The 22,275-nt window shown below is 58.6% G+C and carries 15 protein-coding genes and 3 pseudogenes; 6 read left to right on the top strand and 12 right to left on the bottom strand.

Translation table 11 applies throughout. The features are described 5' to 3' along the window. Positions 1–194: 194 nt before the first annotated feature. The 3 genes and pseudogenes from HMPREF0178_RS03675 to HMPREF0178_RS03670 form a co-directional block, all read right to left on the bottom strand. Positions 195–3,906 (bottom strand): annotated as a pseudogene (locus HMPREF0178_RS03675) (pyruvate carboxylase). Between the two features lie 149 nt (positions 3,907–4,055). After that, positions 4,056–4,322, bottom strand: a complete 267-nt coding sequence (locus HMPREF0178_RS22995) for a hypothetical protein (protein WP_009379135.1) — start codon at positions 4,320–4,322, stop codon at positions 4,056–4,058. Further along, the gene (locus tag HMPREF0178_RS03670) at positions 4,276–5,121 is read right to left on the bottom strand and encodes a biotin--[acetyl-CoA-carboxylase] ligase (RefSeq protein ID WP_050809251.1); all 846 of its coding nucleotides are present in this window, start codon (positions 5,119–5,121) and stop codon (positions 4,276–4,278) included. Before HMPREF0178_RS03670 ends, HMPREF0178_RS22995 begins: the two co-directional genes overlap by 47 nt. On the opposite strand from HMPREF0178_RS03670, the gene HMPREF0178_RS03665 reads away from it, so the two are divergent. The 6 genes from HMPREF0178_RS03665 (at position 5,120) to gltX (ending at position 12,108) form a co-directional block, all read left to right on the top strand. Continuing rightward, positions 5,120–6,283 (top strand): HD domain-containing protein, encoded by a 1,164-nt coding sequence (locus HMPREF0178_RS03665; protein WP_009379131.1) that lies wholly within the window; start codon positions 5,120–5,122, stop codon positions 6,281–6,283. The two genes, HMPREF0178_RS03670 and HMPREF0178_RS03665, sit on opposite strands and share 2 nt — an antisense overlap. Then, a complete protein-coding gene (locus tag HMPREF0178_RS21285; RefSeq protein WP_009379128.1) occupies positions 6,276–6,716 on the top strand; it encodes a 2Fe-2S iron-sulfur cluster-binding protein in 441 nt (146 codons plus the stop codon). Before HMPREF0178_RS03665 ends, HMPREF0178_RS21285 begins: the two co-directional genes overlap by 8 nt. Next, positions 6,707–7,927: an ASKHA domain-containing protein gene (locus tag HMPREF0178_RS03660; RefSeq protein ID WP_009379127.1), complete on the top strand. Its 1,221-nt coding sequence runs from the start codon at positions 6,707–6,709 to the stop codon at positions 7,925–7,927. The genes HMPREF0178_RS21285 and HMPREF0178_RS03660 overlap by 10 nt, the downstream gene beginning before the upstream one ends. Positions 7,928–8,016: 89 nt before the next feature. Then, positions 8,017–9,195: a phosphoglycerate kinase gene (locus HMPREF0178_RS03655; RefSeq protein ID WP_009379126.1), complete on the top strand. Its 1,179-nt coding sequence runs from the start codon at positions 8,017–8,019 to the stop codon at positions 9,193–9,195. Between the two features lie 269 nt (positions 9,196–9,464). Next, a complete protein-coding gene (locus tag HMPREF0178_RS03645; RefSeq protein ID WP_232281181.1) occupies positions 9,465–10,694 on the top strand; it encodes a small ribosomal subunit Rsm22 family protein in 1,230 nt (409 codons plus the stop codon). 19 nt (positions 10,695–10,713) lie between these two features. Further along, positions 10,714–12,108 (top strand): glutamate--tRNA ligase, encoded by a 1,395-nt coding sequence (gene gltX / locus HMPREF0178_RS03640; RefSeq protein ID WP_009379124.1) that lies wholly within the window; start codon positions 10,714–10,716, stop codon positions 12,106–12,108. Positions 12,109–12,815: 707 nt separating this feature from the next. On the opposite strand, the gene HMPREF0178_RS03635 is transcribed toward gltX, so the two are convergent. The 9 genes and pseudogenes from HMPREF0178_RS03635 to HMPREF0178_RS03610 form a co-directional block, all read right to left on the bottom strand. Continuing rightward, a complete protein-coding gene (locus tag HMPREF0178_RS03635) occupies positions 12,816–13,985 on the bottom strand; it encodes a Fic family protein (RefSeq protein WP_009379123.1) in 1,170 nt (389 codons plus the stop codon). 759 nt (positions 13,986–14,744) lie between these two features. Then, the gene (locus HMPREF0178_RS03630) at positions 14,745–15,722 is read right to left on the bottom strand and encodes a calcium/sodium antiporter (RefSeq protein ID WP_009379121.1); all 978 of its coding nucleotides are present in this window, start codon (positions 15,720–15,722) and stop codon (positions 14,745–14,747) included. A gap of 36 nt (positions 15,723–15,758) precedes the next feature. Then, positions 15,759–15,992, bottom strand: a complete 234-nt coding sequence (locus tag HMPREF0178_RS03625; protein WP_009379118.1) for a DUF2188 domain-containing protein — start codon at positions 15,990–15,992, stop codon at positions 15,759–15,761. 9 nt (positions 15,993–16,001) lie between these two features. After that, a complete protein-coding gene (locus HMPREF0178_RS21405; RefSeq protein ID WP_009379110.1) occupies positions 16,002–16,691 on the bottom strand; it encodes a hypothetical protein in 690 nt (229 codons plus the stop codon). Next, the gene (locus HMPREF0178_RS03620) at positions 16,688–17,887 is read right to left on the bottom strand and encodes a nucleotidyltransferase (protein WP_009379108.1); all 1,200 of its coding nucleotides are present in this window, start codon (positions 17,885–17,887) and stop codon (positions 16,688–16,690) included. Before HMPREF0178_RS03620 ends, HMPREF0178_RS21405 begins: the two co-directional genes overlap by 4 nt. A gap of 270 nt (positions 17,888–18,157) precedes the next feature. Then, a complete protein-coding gene (locus tag HMPREF0178_RS20835; protein ID WP_009379105.1) occupies positions 18,158–18,820 on the bottom strand; it encodes a patatin-like phospholipase family protein in 663 nt (220 codons plus the stop codon). Next, complete coding sequence (locus HMPREF0178_RS03615) at positions 18,817–19,641, bottom strand: restriction endonuclease (protein WP_009379103.1); 825 nt, start codon at positions 19,639–19,641, stop codon at positions 18,817–18,819. The genes HMPREF0178_RS20835 and HMPREF0178_RS03615 overlap by 4 nt, the downstream gene beginning before the upstream one ends. Positions 19,642–19,659: 18 nt before the next feature. Beyond that, a pseudogene (locus tag HMPREF0178_RS22775) lies at positions 19,660–19,752 on the bottom strand (HTH domain-containing protein); the annotation flags it as partial. A 121-nt stretch (positions 19,753–19,873) separates the two neighbouring features. Next, a pseudogene (locus tag HMPREF0178_RS03610) lies at positions 19,874–22,275 on the bottom strand (hypothetical protein); the annotation flags it as partial.

The following is a 22,275-nucleotide window of genomic DNA, read 5'->3' as shown; positions in this document are numbered from 1 at the left end:
CGCCGTGTTGTAGTTTTTGCCACCCACCAGCAGCTCGGCGTCCTCGCCGATCCGCACGATGTCCGCGCCGGTCAGGACCAAGCGCTTGAGAAGATCTTCCACCGGAACCTCGTCTTGTCGGTTTTTGGTTGCGGAAGGAGTTTTCGTCATGAGGATTGCCTCCCAGGCTCTCTCTTCGTATCGGTTGATGTCCCTTAGATCCGGCTGAGCCGTTCCCCGCAGTAGGGACAGAACTCGATGTCATTCATGGGCAACGGACGACTGCACGCCTCGTTGGTGCAGATGCGCGGAACCGGCCCGAGCTCCACGATGAGCTCGCCTTCGCGGACGGTTTCCATCTTCCTGGTTTCCTTGTAGTCGGCGGTCTTGAGCACACGCTTGACGATGCCGGCCACAGGAGCCAGAACGGCTTTTTCCTGCTTCATGATGGACACGTTGAACAGTTCTTCGCCCTCTTCGACGATGTCGCCGGGATGGACGTACATCACCCAGAGGTCGCCGTTGCTCGGCGCGCCGACCTGATACTTGTCCGCAGGATCGGCCATCACCGCGCCCCCGGCGCCGCCGTTCTTGGGCGGGGCGACCTTGATGAGCTGGCTGAAGATTTCCGAGTCAAGCACGAAGCGGACCATGGATTCGCCCGCGTCGTTGGCCGGGGACATGCTCACCAGCAGGAACTGGTGCGGCTTGCCGGACGTATCCACAAAGTTGATTTCCTCGCCGACGGAGCAGCCTTCAAACCAGACGGGCAGCGGCAGCCGGTTGGGATCGCCGTATTTGGCACGGAACTGAACCGTCTTCACGGCGTCGCCGGGATGGTTCAGGTACATGACCATTTCTTCTTCCGTGGGTTCGCGCTTGATGATGTCGCGGAACGCCTTGCGCTCGGCCTCAATGTCCATGTCGGTGAGCTTTTCCAGCGGCGAATGCGTGGTCCGGTCGGCAATGGCCTGCTTCCATGCGTTGCCGAACGCGCTCTCATACACCCAATCCGGCGGGAAGCCCAGAGGCAGCTTGCCGAATTTGCCCAAAAGGAGATTGCGGAACGCGTCGTTGCAATCCTGATAGAGGGCGAGGCGGGCCGCACGGGTGCCTTCGCTGAGTTCGGCTTCGTCGGGCACGTCGTTGACGCGCTCAAGCACGCCGAGCAGGTATTTGACCTCTTCTTCGCCGCCGCGCTTGTACGCGCCGGTCACGGCGAGGAAAGCGGTGTTCCACGTGATCTGGGAACCGGGGGTCACGTCGTGGTAACGGACGATCTTGCGGGTCCCGGCAAGGAACTTGAGCATGTAGGGCAGCAGGTGGATGTAGCCCTGCTTGAGCGCGCCTTCCTGCGACGAGGAGGTCGCGCCGCCGGGCATGGCGTGCTCGGTCACGTCGTTGTCGATGCCCTGGAAGTACGGAGCGCAATAACGGTCGTAGTAGGGGATGACCTGTTTGAGCACGAAGTTGGCGTCACGGACCATATCCTTGTTCATGGCGGTCTTGAGGCCGAGTTCGCCTTCCATGTAGGCAGCGGTGGCGAGGGTGTCGCCCTGGCCGTAGCTGCGGACGCACGCGCCGAGGTTCGTATCCACGATCTGGACGCCAGCCTTGGCAGCCGCACCCACGGAGGGAACGAAAAGGCCGTCCGTCATATGGCGGTGGTAGTGCAGCACCAGCTCAGGCCACCGTTTGCGCAGCGCCGTAACCACTTCGGTCATGAAGCGGGGTGGGCATACGCCGGCCATGTCCTTGAGGCCAAGGATGATATGGCGGGAGACTTCCTTTTCGCTCATGCCTGCCACATCGCCGCACACGGAGAGGACATTCTCGGCCACGCCGAGGTAGTGATCAACGTCAAAGCCGTTGGCCCACGACATGGAAATGGCGGGTTCGAAGACCACGTCCCTGCGGCTCAACGCGACTTCGGCGAAGGGGCGCATGTTGTCGATGTGGTTCAGGAAGTCGAAGCAGCGGATGATCTGGAAGTTGTCGCAGATCATTTCGCCGGTCAGGCGCATGAGGTTCTTGGGCTGCGGGCTGTAGCCGAGCACGTTGGTCGAGCGGATCAGGATCTGCTTGAGGGTCTTCGGGGCGAACTTGTTCCATTCCTTCGCCTCGGTGAAGGGGTAGGTCATGTTCGCCATCATGGCGACGTGGAAGTGCGCGCCGCCGCCGTTCTCAAGGGAGAAGAAGCCGCAGTTGTCCAGATAGGGCCCCACGAGGCGATCTTCGGCGAGGCGGAAGCGGTTGCCGCTGTTGGACTGGGTGCTGTCGCGGGTGGTCGTGTCCGTGAAGTGGACGCGACCGCTGTCGCGGACGTAATCAAGCAGTGCCACGCGGTCGCCGTGCGGATAGGGAGAGGGCTCTTTGCGTACTTTGGAAGGGATGGGAGGGAGCACCACATCCTGACGCGGCAGGCGGGGCGTGGTGTGGGAACGGTATTCGCCGAGCTGGACGAAGGGGTTGTAGCCCTTGGCCGAGATTTCCGCGATGAGCTTGGCGAGGCGTTCGCTTTCCGGCGCGAGGTCGGCGTATATCATGAGCTCGGGCGCGGACGGGATGAAGCCCGTGTCGAACATGCCCGCTCGGAAGGCCGGGTGCTTGAGGACCTGACGATAGAAGGGGATCGTGGTCTTCACGCCGCCGACCATGTATTCGGTCAGGGCGCGGTCCATGATGCCGAGCACTTTCTGCCAGTCGCGGCCATAGGCGATGAGAAGCGAACCGGCGGAGTCGTAGTTCGGGGGGAACTCGTACCCGGCGGAAAGGTTGGAGTCGATGCGCACGCCGGGGCCGCCGGGCGACACGTAGCGGGTGATCAGGCCGGAGTTCGGGGCGAAGTTGTTCTGCGGGTCTTCGCAGTTGATGCGGACCTGCATGGCGAAGTGGGACGGCTTGGTGTTTTCTTCGGTCAGGCGCAGCTTCGCGCCGAAGGCCACGGCGATCTGCTCTTCGACGAGGTCGACGCCGTAACGGCTTTCGGTGATGCCGTGTTCCACCTGAAGGCGGGTGTTCACTTCGATGAGGTAGGGTTCACCCTGCGGGGTGACGAGGAACTCCACCGTGGCGAGGGAGTAATAACCCACCTCGCGGACCAGCATACGGGAGTATTCCTTCAGGCGTTCGCGCAGCTCGGGCGTGATGCCCGCCCACGGGGACGGGGTGATTTCCACGAGCTTCTGGTGGTTGCGCTGCACGGAGCAGTCACGTTCGTCAAAGGCGAACACGTTGCCGTGCTGGTCGGCGATGACCTGGATTTCGATGTGGCGGACCTGTTCGAGGTACTTTTCCACATACAGGGCGGGGGTTGCCGAAGGACGCCTGCGCCATGGCGGAGGCCTTAAAAAAGGCATCTTCCAGTTCGCTTTTTTCACGAACAAGGAAAATGCCGCGCCCGCCTCCGCCGCCCTCAGCCTTCAGCATGATGGGGAGGGTGATTTCGTCGACGACCTTGCGTGCGGCGGGCACGTCGACCGCGCCTTCCGAGCCGGGCACCACGGGAATGCCGAGCCGCTTGGCGATCTTGCGGACCTGCACCTTGTTGCCGAGCAGGTTCATGGAGTCGGCTTTGGAGCCGATGAAGGTGATGCCCGCCTCTTCGCATTTCTGGGGGAACCGCTCGTCTTCCGACGCGAAGCCCCAGCCGGGATGGATGGCGATGATACCGCGCTGCTTCGCCTTGGCGATGATGAGATCGAGATCAAGGTACGCGCGGGGATCGGAACCGAGCAGGAGCAGTTCCTGCGCGGACGAAGCGGCCGGTGCGGCCTTGTCGATGTCGGTGGCGGTCATTACGGGCACTGCGGCGAAGCGTTCACGGATGGCCCGGCAGATTCGACGTGCCGGAATGCCCCGGTTGGCTACGAGTATGGGCTTGCCCCGAACTTCGTCCAGTACCTGTTCAAACGTCTTGGCGGCCATGCTTTCAACCTTTTCAATAAAGAAATGTTTAGACCCGGCAAGAGCCGGTCTTGTTCAGGACGCACCCCGAAACGGCATCGGGGACACCTGTGATCCGCCTCCGCACCGCTGCGGAAGGCCGTTCCCGGCGCCGCGCATGGCGCTTCGCGTCACGGCTGCATGGGAGGGCGGTCCAACCGAAGGCTCCCGGAAAGGAAACTGTTTGTTCCCTTACGATTTCGCAGGCGCAACCCGCCGAAATCGTCCAGCCCTTCAAGAATGCCTGTGTGGCGTTCCTGTTCGTCGGGGCCGTCCGTCAGAAGGACCGTTTGCCCGAGGAAGGCGAGGTGGCGTTCAGCAAGTGAACGCCACGCGTTTTTCCCCTTGGCGTCAATCTCTTCGACATAACAGAAAAAGATACGGCTCACAAGTCGCATCCACAGTCCCGCAACGGAAAGCGGCGAGACATTGGATTTTGTTGCAGAAGAGAGGAGTCCGGCCGGAACGGCGCGCTGCGCCCGCATGAGAGCGGCCGGGGGGGGAGGATACGAGGTTCAGGCCGATCCCGGCGACAAGCAGGTTCTCGGCGGGCGTTTCCCCATGCCGGGGCAGGGGGCGTTCCTCCAGAAGGATGCCGCCGACCTTGCACCAGCCGGGGCCTTCTTCCTGCTCCTCGCGTTGCAGTAAATCGTTCGGCCATTTCATATGGACGGCAAAGCCCATGTGGGTCAGCGCTTCGGCGATGAGCCCGCCCACGGCTGGGGCTGCGGCCGTGCCCGTGAAAGGGTGGCGCTGCGGCAGGCGGAGCGCCGCGTAGACGTTGCCTTCGGGCGAAACCCAGTTGCGCCCGAGCTGCCCCCGGCCGCTGCGCTGGCTCAGGGCGAGCACGCTCCCCCAGACGGGAAGTTGTCCGTGCGCGGCGAGGACCCGGGCGACATCCATACTTGAAGTGGCGGAGCCGCACAGATACACTGGCGCCGGTACGCTGTCCGTTTCGGGATCGTTTCTCGTCCGCGAAACCGGCGCAGTGAAGAATTGTTCGAGATACGGGCAGGCCGTGCTTGTGCCCGGCGCGGTGAGCGCCGCTTCGGGAAGCCCGTTCCAGAGGGCGGAGCTGGCCGCGTGATCAGCCGGAAACGGATCGGCGAGGCGGTCGTGCGGAGGGCGTTCGGAGAGGACGCCTTCGTGCAGAAGCCGTACCGTGCCGTTGAGACGAAAAGTGGAGTCGTGTGTCATGGCAATCGAAAATTGGCCGGAAACGGGCCGGATACCGGTCTATCTGGTGGGTGGGGCCGTTCGGGACCGCCTGTTGGGGCGGACGCCTCGGGAATATGATTTCGCGTTTGACGCGGACGAAGCCACGTTTCTACAGCGGAATCCCGAGGCCCGCAAGGTCGGGAAGAGCGTTTCGGTCTTTTTGTTGCGCGGTCAGGAATTTATGCCGCTTGAGGGTACGCTGGAAGAGGACATGCGCCGCCGCGATCTGACCATCAACGCGTTGGCCGAGGATCGGGACGGCAACCTCCTCGGGCATCCCGATGCGCTTTCGGATCTGCGGGAAGGCATCCTGCGGCCCGCTTCGCCGACGAGTTTCCGGGATGAGCCCGTGCGGGTGTTCCGGCTGGCCCGCATGGCTTGCGAATTGCCGTCGTTCACGATTCATCCCGAGGCTGTGGCGCAGATGCGCGCCGTGGCGGGGGAGGGCTTGCTTGGGCGGATTCCCGCCGAACGCGTGGGGCGCGAACTCATGAAGGCGCTGGCCTCGCCGAAGCCGTCGCGCTGGCTGTCCGTGCTGGCGGAAGGGAACTGCCTTTCCCCGTGGTTGCGGGAGCTGGAAACCTCGATGGATATTCCGGCGGGCCCGGTGGCGTACCATTCAGGTTCGGTGATGGCCCATCTGATGGACGTGATGGATGCGGTGGCGGGCGATCCCCTGTGCGTCTGGATGGCCCTGTGCCATGATCTCGGCAAGATCGGCACGGACCCGGCCTTGCTGCCGCACCACTACGGGCACGAGCTGCGCGGGGCCGAACCCGCCGAGCATGTCGCCAAGCGCCTCGCCTTGCCCGCGCGTTACGGCGCGGCGGGCGTGCTGTCGTCGCAGCTGCACATGAAAGCCGGTATCTATGAAATGCTGCGGGCAGGAACCCGTTGCGATCTGCTGATGCAGGTCCACAATGCCGAGCTGGACGGGCCGTTCTGGAAACTGGCCGAAGCCGACAGCGGGCGTTCGCTGCGTCCTGTCGTCAATGACGATCTTGCTGTGCTGCTCAGGATTTCACTGCCTCCGGAGTGGCGGGACAGGGGCAAGGAGTCCGGAAGGCGGCTCCGGGCGATGCGTTGTCAGGCCCTCGCCATGCATATGGCGAAGCGCAAACGGGAGAATGCCGATGGCTGATGGCGCGGGCATGGCGGGTGCGCCTTTGGATGTGAGCGGACGGAAGCCCGGGGCGGCTGGCGGCATACATGCCGTGGATTCGGATGCCGCCGTAGTCGTGGATGCCGTCCACGCGGCTCAAGGCGTGCGTGTCGTGGATTCATCCGGCCTCAACCACATCCTTCCTGTGGAAGCGGGGCAGACGCTTGCCCAGACGATCTGGCTGTCCGGCGAACTGTCCCCTCCCGCGCTGTGTTCGGGGCTCGGGCGCTGCGGGGCGTGCCGGGTACGGTTTTTTGAAGGGACGCCCAAGCCGTGCGACGCGGATAGCGCCATCCTCGGCGCGGAGGCAGTGCGCGGCGGCTGGCGGCTGGCCTGCCGCCATGCCGCCGTTGCGGGTATGGTTGTTGAGTTGCCTCCTCCGCCGTCCGAAAAACGGAACGGATGGACATAAGGCCGGATGCGGGCCCGTTCCGGCTGGCCGTGGATCTGGGGACGACATCCATCCATTGGCGGCTCCTCGACGGCACGGGGCATGAGGCTGCGTCCGGGCAGGCCCTCAATCCGCAGATGGGCGCGGGGAGCGATGTGGTGTCGCGCCTTGCCGCCGCCCGGAATCAGGAGGGCCGGGAACGGCTGGGGCATCTCGTGCTCCGCTTCCTGCAACGCGTTGTCTCGGACGTGGGCGTCCCGGTGGCGGAACTGTGCATCGCGGGGAATACCGCCATGACCTCTATCCTGTTGAATAAAGATGTGGCCGGATTGTGTGCCGCCCCGTACCGGCTGACGGAGCCGGGAGGCCGCACGGCGGATCTGCCCGGTCTGCCTCCGGCGTGGATTCCTCCGCAGCCGGCGCCGTTTGTGGGCGGGGACATCAGCGCGGGCATGGCGGCCCTCCTGTACGGGGAAACGCCGGAATTTCCTTTTCTGCTTACGGACTTGGGGACGAACGGCGAATTCGTGCTCGCTCTGGATAAGGAACGCTCCTTCATTGCCAGCGTTCCGCTCGGCCCGTCGCTCGAAGGCATCGGGCTCCGCTACGGCGGGGTGGCGGATACGGGCAGCGTCTCGGGATTCCGGCTCGGTCCGTCCGGCCTGTCTCCCGTGGTTATTGGCAACGCGGAGCCAAAGCGGATTTGCGGCACGGGGTATTTGTCGCTGCTGGATGTGCTGTTGCGGACAGGTTTCCTCGACGCCACGGGTCGCCTTGCGGCATCCCCGGTTTCGCCTCTGGCCGCCCGCCTGTTCGGGACCGTCGAACGCGGGGCCGCTGGATGGAGCCTGCCGTTGCCCGGCGGCATGGCGCTCATCGGGGCCGACGTGGAGGAAATCCTCAAGGTCAAAGCCGCGTTTTCGCTGGCTTTGGAAAGCCTGCTGACGGCGTCCGGGCTGGAGAGCAGGGCACTCGCGCGGGTCAGCCTCGGCGGTGCGCTCGGGGAACACATGCCCGAAACCGCACTGGAGCGGCTGGGTTTTCTGCCGCAGGGCCTGCAGGCGCGCACTATGGCGGAGGGCAACACCTCCCTGCGCGGGGCGGCGCTTCTGCTGACACGCCCGGAACTGCGGGAAAGGCTGGTCCGCTGGAGTTCCGGGTGTACGCTTGTGGATCTGGCGGCCCGTCCGGATTTTACGGCCCTGTACATGCGGCATATGGTTTTCGGATAAGCGTCGTCCGTTTGCAAGAAGCCGCGTTTTGTGGCATTGCCTCCGTATTCGATACCCTGTAGCGCAACCTCTTTTTTAGGAGGAGAACAATGAACATACGTCTCATGTCCGACCTTGATCTGCAAGGGAAGACCGTTGTTTTTCGTGAAGACCTCAATGTCCCGGTCAAGGAAGGGAAAATCACCAGCGACAAGCGCATCCGGGCGGCCATTCCGTCCTTGAAGTTCGCGCTGGATAAAGGCGCCGGCATTATCGTGCTCTCGCACCTTGGCCGTCCCGAAGAAGGCGTTTACTCCGAAGAAGCTTCGCTGGCTCCCGTGGCCAAACGCCTTGAGGAACTGCTCGGCGTTCCGGTCAGGCTTGAGAAGGACTATCTGGACGGCGTCAGCGTAAAGCCCGGCGAATGCGTCCTGTGCGAGAACGTGCGCTTCAACAAGGGCGAAAAGAAGAATAACGAGGACGTGGCCCGCAAGCTGGCCGCGCTCGGCGACGTGTACGTCATGGATGCGTTCGCCACGGCGCACCGCGCGCAGGCTTCCACCGAAGGGGCCATCCGTTTCGCCAAGGTCGCCTGCGTGGGCCTGCTCATGGCCGCCGAACTCGAAGCCGTGACCCGTATCCTCCATGCGCCCAAGCATCCGCTGCTTGCCATCATCGGCGGTTCCAAGGTTTCGACCAAGCTTGAAGTCCTGAATAACCTTTCCAAGCGCGTGGACAAGCTCATCGTGGGCGGCGGTATCGCCAATACCTTCCTGAAGGCCGCCGGATACGAAGTGGGCAAGTCCCTGTATGAGCCGGATCTGGTGGAGTCCGCCGCCAAGATCATGGAAGAGGCCAAAGGGCGCGGCGCGGCCATCCCGCTGCCCGTCGACGTCGTTGTCGGCCCGGCGCTGGAAGAACACGCTCCGGCGACCGTGCTCAAGGTCGAGGATGTGCGTCCTACTGACATGATCCTTGATATCGGCCCCGCCACCGCCGCAATGTACGCCCAGCTCATCGCCGAGGCGGGCACTGTGGTTTGGAACGGGCCCGTGGGCGCGTTTGAAATCGATCAGTTCGGCAAGGGGACGGAAGCCATCGCCAAGGCCGTTGCAGAAACGTCCGCCTATACGGTTACCGGCGGCGGCGACAGTATCGCGGCCCTCGAGAAGTACGGCTACGCCAGTCAGGTGGATTATATTTCCACGGCGGGCGGCGCGTTCCTCGAAGTGTTGGAAGGCAAAACCCTGCCGGCTGTGGCCGCTCTTGAGGCGCGTGCGGCATCGTGAGCCAGTCATCCTCCCCTAAACGTAGAAACAACGCGGGGACTTCCGAAAAGGGGGCCCCGCGTTCCCCGTCCCGTGGCCCGGCGGAAAAGCGTCCCGCACCCCGGAAGGACAGCCGCGCCGATCAGGAGCGTCCCGCCCGGAATAGCCATGCAGGGCAGGGGCGTTCCGGAAACAATCCGAAGAACGGTGCCGGAGAACGCCGCCCCGGTGGGCCGCGTGCGGGCTTCCGCAAGCCTGATGCGCCGCGTGCCGACGGCCCGGTAAGGCCCATGCCCGAGCCGGTCAAGCACGCGGCAGGGCATCCGATGTGCCGGCCGTTGTTTTCTCCGCTGGACGCTTTTTGCCGCAACGCGCTGGCGCAGCTCCCCAAGGCGCTGGATGCGGTGATGCCGCTGTCCCGCAACCACCGCGCCGATTTGCCGGAGGCCATCCGTGACCTGTCCGCCATGCTCACCTATGAGCGCGGCGGACTCGGGCGTTCCTACTGGAGCGCGCCCCGGTATGTGTCGGCATATCTGCGTTATTTTTTGCCGTGGAATCTTGTGCGGCTGACCGGCCTCTTGCCGGGGTTGGATTTGCCCGCCCCCGTTTGCGACGCCGAAACGCCGGTGACCATCGCCGACCTTGGAAGCGGGCCGCTTACCCTGCCTATTGCTTTGTGGCTGTCCCGTCCCGACTGGCGGGCTGTGCCGCTGACGCTGGTCTGCGTGGATACGGTTCCCCGTCCCATGGAAATGGGGCGCTCCATACTGGAACACATGGCGAAACTCTCCGGTGAACCGCTGAACTGGACGATCCGTCTGGTGCGTTCGCCGCTGATGCAGTCATTCCGCGAGTTGCGTTCGCCGTATCTGCTCATGGCGGGCAATGTGCTCAATGAATTGAAGGACAAGCCGGGTGTCAGCGTCGATGAACGCATGGCGGATCTCGCCGTCGCCGTGGGGCGGACGCTGCATCCTGAAGGCACGGCGTTGTTCGTTGAGCCCGGTACGCGGCTTGGCGGCACGCTTACCGCGAAGCTCCGGGAAACGGCGCTGGAGGAGGGGCTGACGCCTGTGGCTCCCTGTCCGCATCTTGGTCCGTGTCCGCTGTTGGAGACGCGCGAGCGCCGCTGGTGCCACGCATCGCAGCTGGCTGTGGCCCCGGCATGGCTGGCGGATCTGGCCCGTTACGCCAAGCTGCCCAAGGATTCGCTGAGCTTGTCGTTCATGCAGCTTCGGCCTGAATCGGAGGCCGCTCCTATCGCCAAGACAGCTCTTTTTCCGGCGATGGACCCCAACGGGGTCGTTGCCCGTATCCTGTCCGAGGCCTTCCCCGTCCCCGGCATGGGACATGCCCGCTATGCCTGTACGGAAGACGGGTTCGCCATTATCCCCGCAGCCGGGGACATCCCCTCCGGGGCGCTTGTCGCCTGCCGCCGTCCCGCGTCTCCACGTAAGGACGCCAAGACGGGGGCCGTTGAACTGCTTTGGCAGCCGGAACAAAAACCTCAACGCTGATTTTTTTCAGGAGTCTTTCATGTCTAAGATTATCACCCGGTTCGCGCCGAGCCCGACCGGGCATCTGCATATCGGCGGCGCCCGTACCGCTTTGTTCTGTTGGCTTCTTGCGCGTCACTACGGCGGCGAGTTCCGTCTGCGTATCGAGGACACGGACACCGAGCGCTCGAAGCAGGAGTACACGGACGCGATTCTGGCTTCCATGCGCTGGCTGGGGCTGGATTGGGACGGCGAGCTGACCTATCAGACGCAGCGCACGGCCCGCTACAATGAGGTCATCGACAAGATGCTTGAGAGCGGCCATGCCTACTGGTGCTCCTGCACGCCCGAAGAAGTGGAAGCCATGCGTGAAACCGCCCGTGCCAAAGGGGAAAAGCCCCGCTACGACGGCCGTTGCCGCGAGCGCGGCCTCGATGCCGGGCCCGGCCGCGTCGTGCGCCTGAAGATTCCCACCGAAGGCCGTGTGGTGTTCGACGACATGGTGAAAGGGCATATCGCCACGGACGTTTCCGAGCTCGACGACATGATCCTGCGCCGTAGTGATGGTATGCCTACCTACAATATGGCGGTGGTGGTGGACGACCACGACATGGGGATTACCCACGTCATTCGCGGCGACGACCACGTTTCCAACACGCCGAAGCAGATCCTCATCTATCAGGCGCTCGGTTGGGATTTGCCCGTGTTCGGTCACGTGCCCATGATCCTCGGCAAGGATCGCCAGAAGCTTTCCAAGCGTCACGGCGCCCGTTCCGTGGTGGAATACCAGAATGACGGCCTCCTGCCGCACGCGCTGGTCAACTGCCTCGTCCGCCTCGGCTGGTCGCACGGTGATCAGGAACTGTTCTCCATGCAGGAACTCATTGATCTTTTTGATGGAAAGAACCTGAACAGTTCCGCTTCCGCTTTCGATCCCGACAAGCTCCTGTGGTTCAACGCCCATTACCTGAGGGAGACGCCGCTTGACGACTTGGCCCGTCTGGTCCTGCCCTTCATCCAACAGAAAGGATTCACGGACGCGACGGAAGCTTCCATTGAACCGCTGGTTCCCCTGTATCGCGAACGGGCAAAGAACCTTATCGAGCTTGCCGACGGCATTGCCCAGCTGCTCTACAAGTCCGCCGATCTGCCTTATGACGAAGCGGGCGTTGCCAAGTGGCTGACGGACGAAGGCAAGGAGTACGTGAAGGTCATCCGCGATCAGCTTGCCGCGCTTCCTTCTTTTGACAAGGAAAGCATCGAGCACGTGATCCATTCGTACGTGGAAAGCCTCGGCGTGAAGTTCAAGATGGTCGCGCAGCCTGTGCGCGTGGCAATCACCGGCGTTATCGGAGGCCCCGGCTTGCCCGAGTTCATGCTTGCTATCGGCAAGGATGAGACGCTCGCCCGCATGGATCGCGGATTGACTCTGTAATTTTAAGGGTATGAGATAACCGGGGGAAGGGAGGGGAAAACTTTCTATAAAAAGTTTTCCCCTCCTTTCCCCCAGACCCCCATCCCTCCTCTTTCAAAGATTTTTGATTTTATCGAATCCCTGTTCGTCATTTTGGGGGCAAGAGGGCTTGTCGTCTGATAGCAAGAGGGAAATTCCTTTACCGCACCGCGGAGACAAGCCGGGATCAGCTGTATCCCGGTTTGTTTTCTTAGAGGCTGAATCAATCTCTGGTCGGGCATTCAGCCAAAAGGGCAGTGGCTGAATAGCGAATACGGAAGTTCAGGAAGAAGGAGAGGCTTGGCGGTAGTCCTCGTTTCTCCCTTATTCGTTTTTGACGATAATGGAATATTTTTAACGCCAAAAGATACAAAAAAGGCCGGAACCTCCTCGTTTTGGAGAGATTCCGGCCTTCATTGGACCACGCTGGGCAACAAATTTTTTGAATGGTGGAGCAAACAGCTCACGACCGCAACCCAGTCTTCAGCCTTAATTCACCCGTAACACATTGAAAACAAATGGCTTCATATAGGAAGTCGCGTCACGCCCCAAGTTCCCGCCGAGGAAGCAACTTTTCTCCCCTGATTTCCAAACTCCGGACGATGATGCTGGATTTGCAACGCGAGCGGATACCAAGAACAAGCTCCCAACGAATCTGATTCAATCCCGAAAACGGGAATCGAACTGACCTACCTGCCCGGCAGTTCTGTGCCGCGACTCATGATCTCGATATAGCCCGCATAACTGAACAGGCGGTTGCGTTTCTGGGCGGTCAGCTCCTTGACGATGCCAAGCTGCTCCAGGTGACCGAGTACCTTGTTGACCGTGGCTGGAGTGATGCCTGTCTTCTCCACCAGCGAGCCCGAGGTGGCAATAGGATGCTCCATAAGCGCCCGGTGGACCTGCAGGGTGGATGCCGCCGCCCGTCCCAGGCCGCTAATCTTGTCACGATATTGGTTAGACAGATCGAGAAGTTGCTGGGCCGTTTCCACAGCCTGGGTGGCGGTGACTATGACAGCCTCGGCAAAGAAATCGAGCCAGGCTTCCCAGTCACCGGTCATGCGCACATTGTTCAGCAACTCATAGTAATGCTGACGATGCGTCTTGAAGTAGAGGCTGAGGTAGAGCATCGGCTCCCGCAGCACCTTCTGCTCGCACAACAGCAGCGCGATCAGCAGACGCCCCAGACGGCCGTTACCGTCCAGAAATGGGTGGATCGTCTCGAACTGTACATGGGCTAGTGCCGCCTTGAGCAGCACCGGGGTCGGCTCCGGTTGGTCGTGGAGGAAGAGTTCCAGCTTGCTCATGCAATCCAGCACCTCTTCGGCCGGAGGCGGAACAAAGGCCGCGTTGCCCGGCCGGGTACTGGTGATCCAGTTCTGGCTGCGCCGAAACTCGCCCGGGGTCTGATTGCTGCTCCGGCCCTTGGTCAACAGAACGCCGTGGATCTCGCGGAACAAGCGCAGCGATAGCGGCAGCCCTTCTTCCAACAGACGCAGGCCATGATCGAGAGCCGCGACATACTTGCTGACCTCCCGCACATCATCAAGCGGCACCCCAGGTTCCTGATCCAGCTCAAACAACAGCAGGTCAGACAGGGACGACTGCGTCCCCTCGATCATGGAAGAGAGCACCGCTTCCTTACGGACATACATATAGAGGAACAGCAATGTGTCCGGCAGCAGAGTCGAGACGCTATCCAACCGCCCGAGCGCCAGCAACGCCTGATCGAACTTGCTGCGTAGCTCCGGAGTCCAGTCGATGGGCGGACGTGGCGGCAGCGGCGCGGGCACGAAGGCTTGGGCCTTCTCACCCACCGTCGATATGGTCACGTATCTGCCTTGGAGTTCTCGCTTCATCCTGCCTACCTCGAACCTAAAAATAAGGTTCATCTTTATTTTATCTTCACCACATATTCTAAAATAAAGAAGCGGGAAGAAAAATCAAGCGGATTTCCTGGAGGGCCAATTCGATTTCCTCAGACGAGCGTTCGACGCTGCAACGCATCTGCTAAAGCGGAAAAAATTTACAACCACGGCTCCAATTTTTCGCTTGCCGGAAAGCTCCTGTTATCAAAGGGTTTCGGGCCGCTGTATAGAATGAGCATTCTCCGGGGCTAGGAAGTACCGTTTCAATCCCATTTCCTTTTCGGGGTCATTTTCGGACGTGTGTTTTCTCCGTTCCACCCAAAAAATACTCAAACTCGTCTTGAACCGTTCTTGACGCGCAACCCGTTGAAACATGGGGATTTCGGTGTGGAATGGCTTCGGCGGAAACTCGGAAACGCGGGAAATCTGGGTGAATAATTTTTGCGGTTTCGAGGTGAGTCCGATTTGCGTTAGCTCTCAAACCGGCAAAATCGGAGGGAACGCCGACCTACCGCAAAACAGTCTCAAAGCCCGCGTTCATCGTAACTCATTGATAATAAACGCCGAAGTCACCTCACACAACCACTTCCCGACAACCCGACCAGAGAAACGATTTTCTCCCCCGATTTCCCGGCACCGGACGAGGGTGACGGGTTTGCAGTAAAACCGGACACCTGACGTCGAACCGCAACAACTTCGAATCCGGTTTTCGGACGCCGGTTCGGTTCCCAAAAAGGGAATCGAATTGGCCTATGCCTGCCCGACGAAAACCGTGCTGATCAGGTAGGCCGTGTAGCCCACATAACAAGCCAGCAGCACCGCGCCTTCGATACGGTTGATACGTCCCGGACCACGGAACCCGTAGCCGATCACGAACAACGATAGAGTCAGCGCGGCCATGACCAGCATGTCCCGATTGAAGACTTCCGGCCCCAACGCCAGCGGATGAATCGTACCGGCGATCCCCACCACCGCCAGGGTGTTGAACAGGTTGGAGCCGAGGATATTACCGAGAGCGATATCGTGTTCGCCCTTCCTGGCTGCAATGATTGATGAAGCCAGTTCCGGCAGTGAGGTGCCGACTGCGACGATGGTCAGGCCGATGATCAGGTCGCTGACCCCGAACCCGTGAGCGATTTCTACCGCGCCCCAGACCAGGATGCGGGAGCTGACAATCAAAAGTGCCAACCCCACCACCAACCAGAAGACCGCACGGCGGATCGGCATGGCGCGGACGTCCAACTCTTGCTCCATCTTGCTTCCCAGCGCATCCTCTTTCTTTTGTATCCCTTGCCAGATGGTCCAGGCCATCAAGCCGCCGAACACGGCAAACAGCACCACTGCATCGAGGCGGGTGATCTCGCCATCCCAGAGTTGCCAAGCCGCCAGGGCGGTCACCACCGTGAGGATAGGCAGCTCCTTGCGCAGCACCTGCGAATGTACGGCGATAGGGCTAATCAACGCGGTCACCCCCAGGATCAGGGCGATGTTGGTGATGTTCGAGCCGTAGGCGTTACCCAGCGCGATGCCCGGATTGCCTTGCGAGGCGGCCAGCGCCGATACCACCATCTCTGGCGCGGAGGTACCGAACCCGACAACCACCATGCCGATCAGCAGCGGCGGCATGCCGAAATGGCGGGCGGTGGAGGCCGATCCCTCCACAAAACGGTCAGCGCTCCAGACGAGCAGCGCCAAGCCAAAAATTACAGCGATGAAAGTCAGTGTCATACAGAACCAAAACTCCCTGAAAGCATATGCACTGGATCACCCCTCCGGCGGATATGGATCGTTTCCGTGGCTGTCCTTGTTCTGGATCTTTCCGTCCTTGCCGTGGATGTAGAACTCGGTGCCTTGGTTCTGGCTGATTTTACGCCCGGCATCGACGGCATCCTGCTTCCTGTCGAAGTGACCGCTGCTACGGGTCGCGCCATCTTTCTTAACGTCCCAGCCGCCGTCGGCGTTGGGCACGACATGATGTGATCCTGGTTTTTTTGGCATGGTAGCCTCCTATCTGACTGAATTATTTGAGATCGAACGGTGCATATCTCGTGAAAGTTCAAATGCATGTTTTCTAAAACATGATCGTGCTGCCAATGTTCTGAATTTATTTATTCGAGCGCCTGATGCGCATTTTCCAAATCGAGAACCGCATTGACACGGACATGATTTCTTGTTTGCTACACGCTTCTTTAAACCTAGCAAATTCAATGTCTCAATGATCTGATGAGGTGTATTCAATTTGAATAGATCTAAGTAATCGTCGATAATCCCTAGGGTGCCGTGGTCTAACTCTTTAAATATAAAGTCTTCACCACTTTCTAGTTTATTTGATATCGCATAAAGAAAAGAAACTATACACTTTTCAGCAAAGCAAACAATGTCTGGCTTTCCGGAAATCAATGATAACAAGCGTAAAGGAGAGCCAAGGCATAAGGTTCCATCCGGATTTACATGATGATTTCCATCGCGAGGTATCCTATTTGCGACCTCAGTCACCTTGGGTAGTTCACGAGGAAAACGTGTTGGGACACTTATTAGAATTTCGAATGAATCAATAATTTCAGGTCCATTTTTTGACTTTGCCTGAAAAGCAAATTTTCCCTTTAGAATTAAATCCCTTGAGCGTGATGGCGCAAGAGACATCCCTGGATAGTCCAATAGAAATTGTTCAATGACAGATTCCAGACCATCACTCATTTATTACTGTTACTCCACGGCTTTGCCGGGCTTGTGATTTCATGCTTTTTCGGAGTAGCTGTAATAATTGCTGGCGTGGATATCCCAAGAGCCCTGCCAATTTCTGATAAATTTAGGTCTACCGACATTTTGCTCTTCACCTGTTCTGTTATCATGGTGGTGTCGTCTGATGATGTGATTTGCGATAAATCAACACGAGCCTGCCTTAACCAATTCCAGAAATTACGCTCTAGTTGCAGATGGGAATATTTCGGCATGCTCCATCGATCTGCGAAGTCCTCTGCCGGGTCAACTGGGTTAGGGACTCTTGGTTTATCTTGATTGACGTACTCACCCATCTTTAAAAGGACGTTGCTTAAGGCATCAGCTATGTCAGCTTCACCCTGGTATGCCCTGGCGGCGAGGGTTGTAATAACGATAGAAATCGGCTTTACCTCTGGATCATCTTTAACCATTTGATCTCGATGCCGTTTGAGTAACTGCACAACTCGCTGCAAAGGTGTTTTTCGCTCATAAATCGGTACATCGTCCACTTGGGCCTTCTCAAGTAGCACTACTCTCTGGCTTGAAGACATGCGTGATTCAAACCATTTTGCGTAACCTTCCGGATTGCTTATATTCCAACCTTCGCAAATTGACCTGAAATCCGGGTGGCGGTCGTCCGTTATGGATACAGTTAGTTGCGAAACCGTTCCGGCTATAACTTCGTTCTCTCCTGCTTTCCTCATGGCCTCCAGGATCATCGTTTTTCTAACGCTGTCTGAAGGAATGCATGGGACTATGTCCATATGAAAACTCAGATCATCCTGATACTCTAATCTCCAGCAGCGATGTTTGGCCTCAAGCTCGCTCTTGATTCCGCGATGAGCTCGATATGCATTTAGTTCATGGCCAACGAGCTTTTTCAAATATTCCTGGGTGTGAGTGTCTTTTGTTATCCCGTCTCGCAGTTTGCAGCTCAAATCAAGATCATATGCCTCAGACTCGTCTAGAGGCCTTATCGCGGTCCCAAGTCGGAAGGACCCCTGTGGAAAGATGTGGGGATTATTGTCTTTAACTAATGAATCATCTCTGTCAAACCATGCGCCAAGGTCATCATATCTCTTCCGCGCTTTTTCGTATGCCGAAGCTGGCAGTTCCAATTTTTCAATCACGCTGTTGATGCTGCTGCTGTTCTTCTGTTGGCTCGTAAGCATTGGAGGCTCCTCGCTAGGTATTTAAAAATGCACTGATTCGTTGGCTATTATGGGTAAACACCCTGTCGGCGTTCGAAATCAAGTCACGGATTGCAGAGCGGTCATCCAGTGGAAGCGGACAGTCAGATTCGAAATTTAGTCGGATAAATTGACTATCACTTAGCAGCAACTGCAGATAATTGTGTGTCGATTGAGCTTGAAGAGACATCAGGAAATCTATGAATTCCGGTCCCTTCCATCCATTAACGAATCCCCAATTGCGACCCTCGGTTACCCCATAGCATGTCCTTGAGTGCCCAGTACCAATCGACAACGCTCTGACGTCTTTATTTTAATTCCAAGGCGTTTCTGAGCATCAATTACTGCTGCAAGAGATGGATTGTTTGCCCACAATCCTCCATCTACCAGCAGGTATTCATTGACAGTTGTGGGGTCAAAATATGTAGGGGCTGAGCATGAAGCCAATACCGCGTCTTTCAGAAGGACGCTTGAATCTCTGGTAAACTCGCTGGAATAATTTGACTTAAAAACATGAACTCCGCCATTTCCAATGTCTGTCGCTGGGAGCAACAGCGGAATAGTGATTTGGCCGAGAGTTTTCCCTCCAAGCACTTCATTCAGAACTGATTTTAATGCGTTCTTCTCATAACGGCTGCGAATGGCAGGTTCAAAACGAGTCGGCCCCCAAAACCTTCTGCGTTTAAATATGGCTTCCCCATGCTCCCGATAAAGAGCGATCACTTTTTCAAGATCTATATCTAAAGCTACCGCTGCGGCAACGATTGCCCCATTGCTCGTGCCGGAAATCATTCCAAATTTTCTTAGTAGTGACACCTTCAAACGAGACTGAATACATTTCAGAATATGGGCGGGGAATACGCCTCGAATTCCACCACCATCAATTGCGAGAATATAGAACGGTTCAGCACTCACGATGTGGAACCTCCCATAGCAAACTCCTCATCGATCTCGAACAGATCCGGTGTGGAGCGATGGACGCCGATGCCGTGTTCCATCAACAGCATCACGAGTTGTTCCCCGTTCATCAGGGCGATGGGAGTCTTGTCGGGCTGGGCCGCTTCCTTGATGGCTCCGGCACTGAAGTCGCTGGTAGTGATAATCAGGCCCTGTTCGTGCGCTCCGAGGCTTCCGCGCACCTGCTGAACCACTGGGGCCAGGATGTTGTTCTTGAGCTTCCACTTCTTGACCTGGACGGCCATCTTGATGCGGACCACGTCACCGACCACCAGTGTGCCCCGGACATCGATGCCGCCGTCGCCGCTGAGTTTGGTTACCTCGACCATCTCGAAGCCCATCTCCGCCAGCAACTGCGAGATGAGCTCCTCGAACTCGCCGGGTTTCATGGCCAGCAGACGCTCACGCAGCTCCTTCCGAACCTGGTGGTTGTGCTGCTCGATTTGAAATGCGAGACCGCGACCCATCCATTGGCTCAGGCCGATATAGCCACGGCCGTGTTGGACAAAGCGGGGCCGCTCACCGCGTTTCTGCTGGCGTTTGATCTCGGTGATCACCTGGGCGTACATGGAGGCTTCCGGCGTTTTTCCGCTTGTCACCAACCATCCTTTCTCCAAGGCCTTCCCGGTGATTTCCTTGTAGTGCATCGGCTTTTTGTCGCCGAACTCCTCAAGAATCTTCTGAGCGCAATCGATGAAGGAAAAGCCCGCATGTACACATGGCGGCTTTGGTGCTTCCTTGGTGGGCGTTGGTGTTGACCCACTGTTGGTTTCTTCCATAGAGGAATCCCGAAGAGCAAAGGTCTGAGGAGAGACCTTAACGAAGGCCGAAGCCTCGCCTTTCTTCTTGATGTCCGAATATAGCCGAGCACTGATGGTCGCCTCAGGAGTCTTCCCTGAAGACTTCTAGAGACCGCCACTGATCACCTTCTCGGCAATCACCCCTACGTGCAGTGGTTGGTGAGCAGACTTGAGAACACCCTCTATGGCCTTTAGCAGATCCATTGGCCTCCTACCGACCCACGGCCGTTTTGGTGCTGCCACCATGCTGCGTGATGCGAGGACGGCACTTGATCTTCATCGCGCCTCGGGTGAACGAGTCGTCCGAGGCCTTGCTCGACCACACATAGGCTTCGCCGGTTCCGAGATGGCTCATCTTGTTGGAGGTCAACTCACCAAGGGCGGCATTCGCCTTCTGGATATGCTTCAGCCAGGCGGGCGAGTTGAATTTGTGCATGATGATCTGTGATGACAGCTCGATCAGAGAGACAGGGACCGATGGCGGGTCCTGAGAGGCCACCATGATGCTGGTCCCCTTGTGTCGCATCTCACGGACGACCTCAACCAAGCCGGAAACCAAATCATCGTTCTCGATGTACTTGTGGGCTTCGTCAAAAACCACCAGCTTGTTGAAGGCGCTTCCCTGGTAGGTTGCTTCCGAGAAAATCTGTAGCATCACCACGAACAGCCCGAGCGCTTCGTCCTTTTCAATGTATTCGTCGCGCAGGTCGACAATGATCAAGCGACCAGGGCGAATTAAGTCCTGTAGGCGTTGGCCATCATCGACATATTCACTGGCAAACAGCAGACGCGTCTGAGCCAGCTCTTTCAGGTGATCGGACAGACCAGAGTTCTCGATGCCTGCTCGCAGGGCATCTAAGGTCAGGTTGTCACGCAGCCCTCTCATGATGAGATTGATTTGCCTCATATACATGCTCTGGCTGCCAATCGCTCCCATCAGGAATTTCCAGTGCGCCGCCTTGAGTTCGGAGGCAGAAAAGGCAATCGGCTTAACTTCGATATCCGGGTACTCGGCCCGACGATCATCCACCTTGTTTGCCGGGGTAAGTATCAGGACATCCTTCAGGGCTTCCGGGTTGGCCTTGTAACGCTCACGAAGGATGCGGATCTCTTCATCCACCGAGTTGGCATTGATCATCGAAGTAAACTCCGGCGCATAATCCTGCGTCGGGCTGTAATGGAAAATGACCGTAGCGAGCGGGCTTGGCAGCACATTGATGTGCTGAAGCGGCATGGAGGCCATCTCAATGACTGTTCCAAGGGTGTAGCTCTTGCCGCCGCCTTGAACCCCAAAGAGACTGATCGTGTGGGTGTGGTTGAGGTCCAGCGCGATTTTTCTGCCAGAAACCTCTCCGAGCAATCCGTACTGGGGAGAGTCACCATTAACGCCCAGCATGATATCATAGCTGACCTCGGCTTGAGGCGCAGGCTCGGGCGTCGGATGCTCCGGCTCTTCATGCTCGGGTTGGACAGGTTTTTCCGGTTCAACAGCAATGGCGGCGGGCTGTTCGTCTTCTTTTTCTTCTTCTGACGCAATAGCGGAAGGTCGAGGTGCTTGCTCGACGGGTTCCACCTGTTCTTCCTTTTCCTCTTGGGCAGGTGCGGGTGTTTCCTCTACGGCAGGCTGCGTTGGCTGGGTTATTGGAGCCTCCGGCTCTTCGTCCCAGAGCTCGTCCACCGTCCAGGACGTTGACCGGGCTCTCTTGGGTGCGATGAAAGCGGCTGTCTCAAGCTTCGGCACGTTCGGTATCAACTGTTCGCTCAGGAGGTGCGCGGTCGGTTCCTCCTCAATCTCGGCGGAAACTGGCTTGCGGCAGTTGTCCAGCAAGGCGTGGATGAGATCCTTGCCGATGCGGTGGAATTCAATACCCACCTCGTTATCCGGAGCTTCGGTTCCGGTCTTGTCGAAGTCGAAGATCAGTGCGCAGCGGCGGAATTGAAGCGAGTAGCCCTGCTCAATCGATTCCAACAGGCCTCGTGCTTCCTGTGCGGCCGTCACGTCGAAAATGCCGTAACGCAGGGAACGCTCAAGATAGAAGCGAAGGATCTGAGCCAACTCCCGGCTCTTGAGCAACCTATCCGGCCGGTCTGGCTTTTTCAGGGCCGGATCAAAGTGGCGCTGGAGGATGCGCTCGCTCTGATTGATTTGGGCGGAAATCCGCTCCTTCAGTTGGTTGAAGGCCGCGAAGTCGCCCACCTGCGAGTAACATTTCACCTCGACCAGGTTGCACGTAATCGTCCTGGTGTTCAAATCCAAGTCGAACAAACCCAGGTCGGTGCGTTGCAGGCTGATGGCATCATTGACATCGTCAGATTCACCGCTTGAGCGGTAAAGGTCCGTGTGCGCGTCCAACGGCACAATGACTTGGTTGCTCAAGGCTCCTTGGTATTCGAGGTAGAGCCTGGCCAAAGCCAGACCGAGCGCCTCCGCTTGCTGTGTAGGCGCAGAGATCAGCTTCAACGCAAGTTGCCCTGACAGCGAGCGCAGGTTTGCCAGAATTTGAACTGATTGCTCGCCATCGGCTGATAGACCGTGCCCGAGCAAGACCGGCTTCAACATAGCCTCGAGTTCATCGTTGGAGCGTGAGGAGATGATCAGGTTGTGCGTCGCCT

The organism is Bilophila sp. 4_1_30 (assembly GCF_000224655.1).
In the GTDB taxonomy this organism is placed as follows: domain Bacteria; phylum Desulfobacterota; class Desulfovibrionia; order Desulfovibrionales; family Desulfovibrionaceae; genus Bilophila; species Bilophila wadsworthia.
Note: the sequence above shows the minus strand (reverse complement) of the source record. Positions and strands in the feature narration are given on the sequence as shown.

Bases quoted from the DNA above. Each gene is read 5' to 3' on its own strand.
- HMPREF0178_RS22995 (WP_009379135.1), bottom strand. From the start codon at position 4,322: ATGCGACTTGTGAGCCGTATCTTTTTCTGTTATGTCGAAGAGATTGAC.
- HMPREF0178_RS03665 (WP_009379131.1), top strand. From the start codon at position 5,120: ATGGCAATCGAAAATTGGCCGGAAACGGGCCGGATACCGGTCTATCTG.
- HMPREF0178_RS03670 (WP_050809251.1), bottom strand. From the start codon at position 5,121: ATGACACACGACTCCACTTTTCGTCTCAACGGCACGGTACGGCTTCTG.
- HMPREF0178_RS21285 (WP_009379128.1), top strand. From the start codon at position 6,276: ATGGCTGATGGCGCGGGCATGGCGGGTGCGCCTTTGGATGTGAGCGGA.
- HMPREF0178_RS03660 (WP_009379127.1), top strand. From the start codon at position 6,707: ATGGACATAAGGCCGGATGCGGGCCCGTTCCGGCTGGCCGTGGATCTG.
- HMPREF0178_RS03655 (WP_009379126.1), top strand. From the start codon at position 8,017: ATGAACATACGTCTCATGTCCGACCTTGATCTGCAAGGGAAGACCGTT.
- HMPREF0178_RS03645 (WP_232281181.1), top strand. From the start codon at position 9,465: ATGCCCGAGCCGGTCAAGCACGCGGCAGGGCATCCGATGTGCCGGCCG.
- gltX (WP_009379124.1), top strand. From the start codon at position 10,714: ATGTCTAAGATTATCACCCGGTTCGCGCCGAGCCCGACCGGGCATCTG.
- HMPREF0178_RS03635 (WP_009379123.1), bottom strand. From the start codon at position 13,985: ATGAAGCGAGAACTCCAAGGCAGATACGTGACCATATCGACGGTGGGT.
- HMPREF0178_RS03630 (WP_009379121.1), bottom strand. From the start codon at position 15,722: ATGACACTGACTTTCATCGCTGTAATTTTTGGCTTGGCGCTGCTCGTC.
- HMPREF0178_RS03625 (WP_009379118.1), bottom strand. From the start codon at position 15,992: ATGCCAAAAAAACCAGGATCACATCATGTCGTGCCCAACGCCGACGGC.
- HMPREF0178_RS21405 (WP_009379110.1), bottom strand. From the start codon at position 16,691: ATGAGTGATGGTCTGGAATCTGTCATTGAACAATTTCTATTGGACTAT.
- HMPREF0178_RS03620 (WP_009379108.1), bottom strand. From the start codon at position 17,887: ATGCTTACGAGCCAACAGAAGAACAGCAGCAGCATCAACAGCGTGATT.
- HMPREF0178_RS03615 (WP_009379103.1), bottom strand. From the start codon at position 19,641: ATGGAAGAAACCAACAGTGGGTCAACACCAACGCCCACCAAGGAAGCA.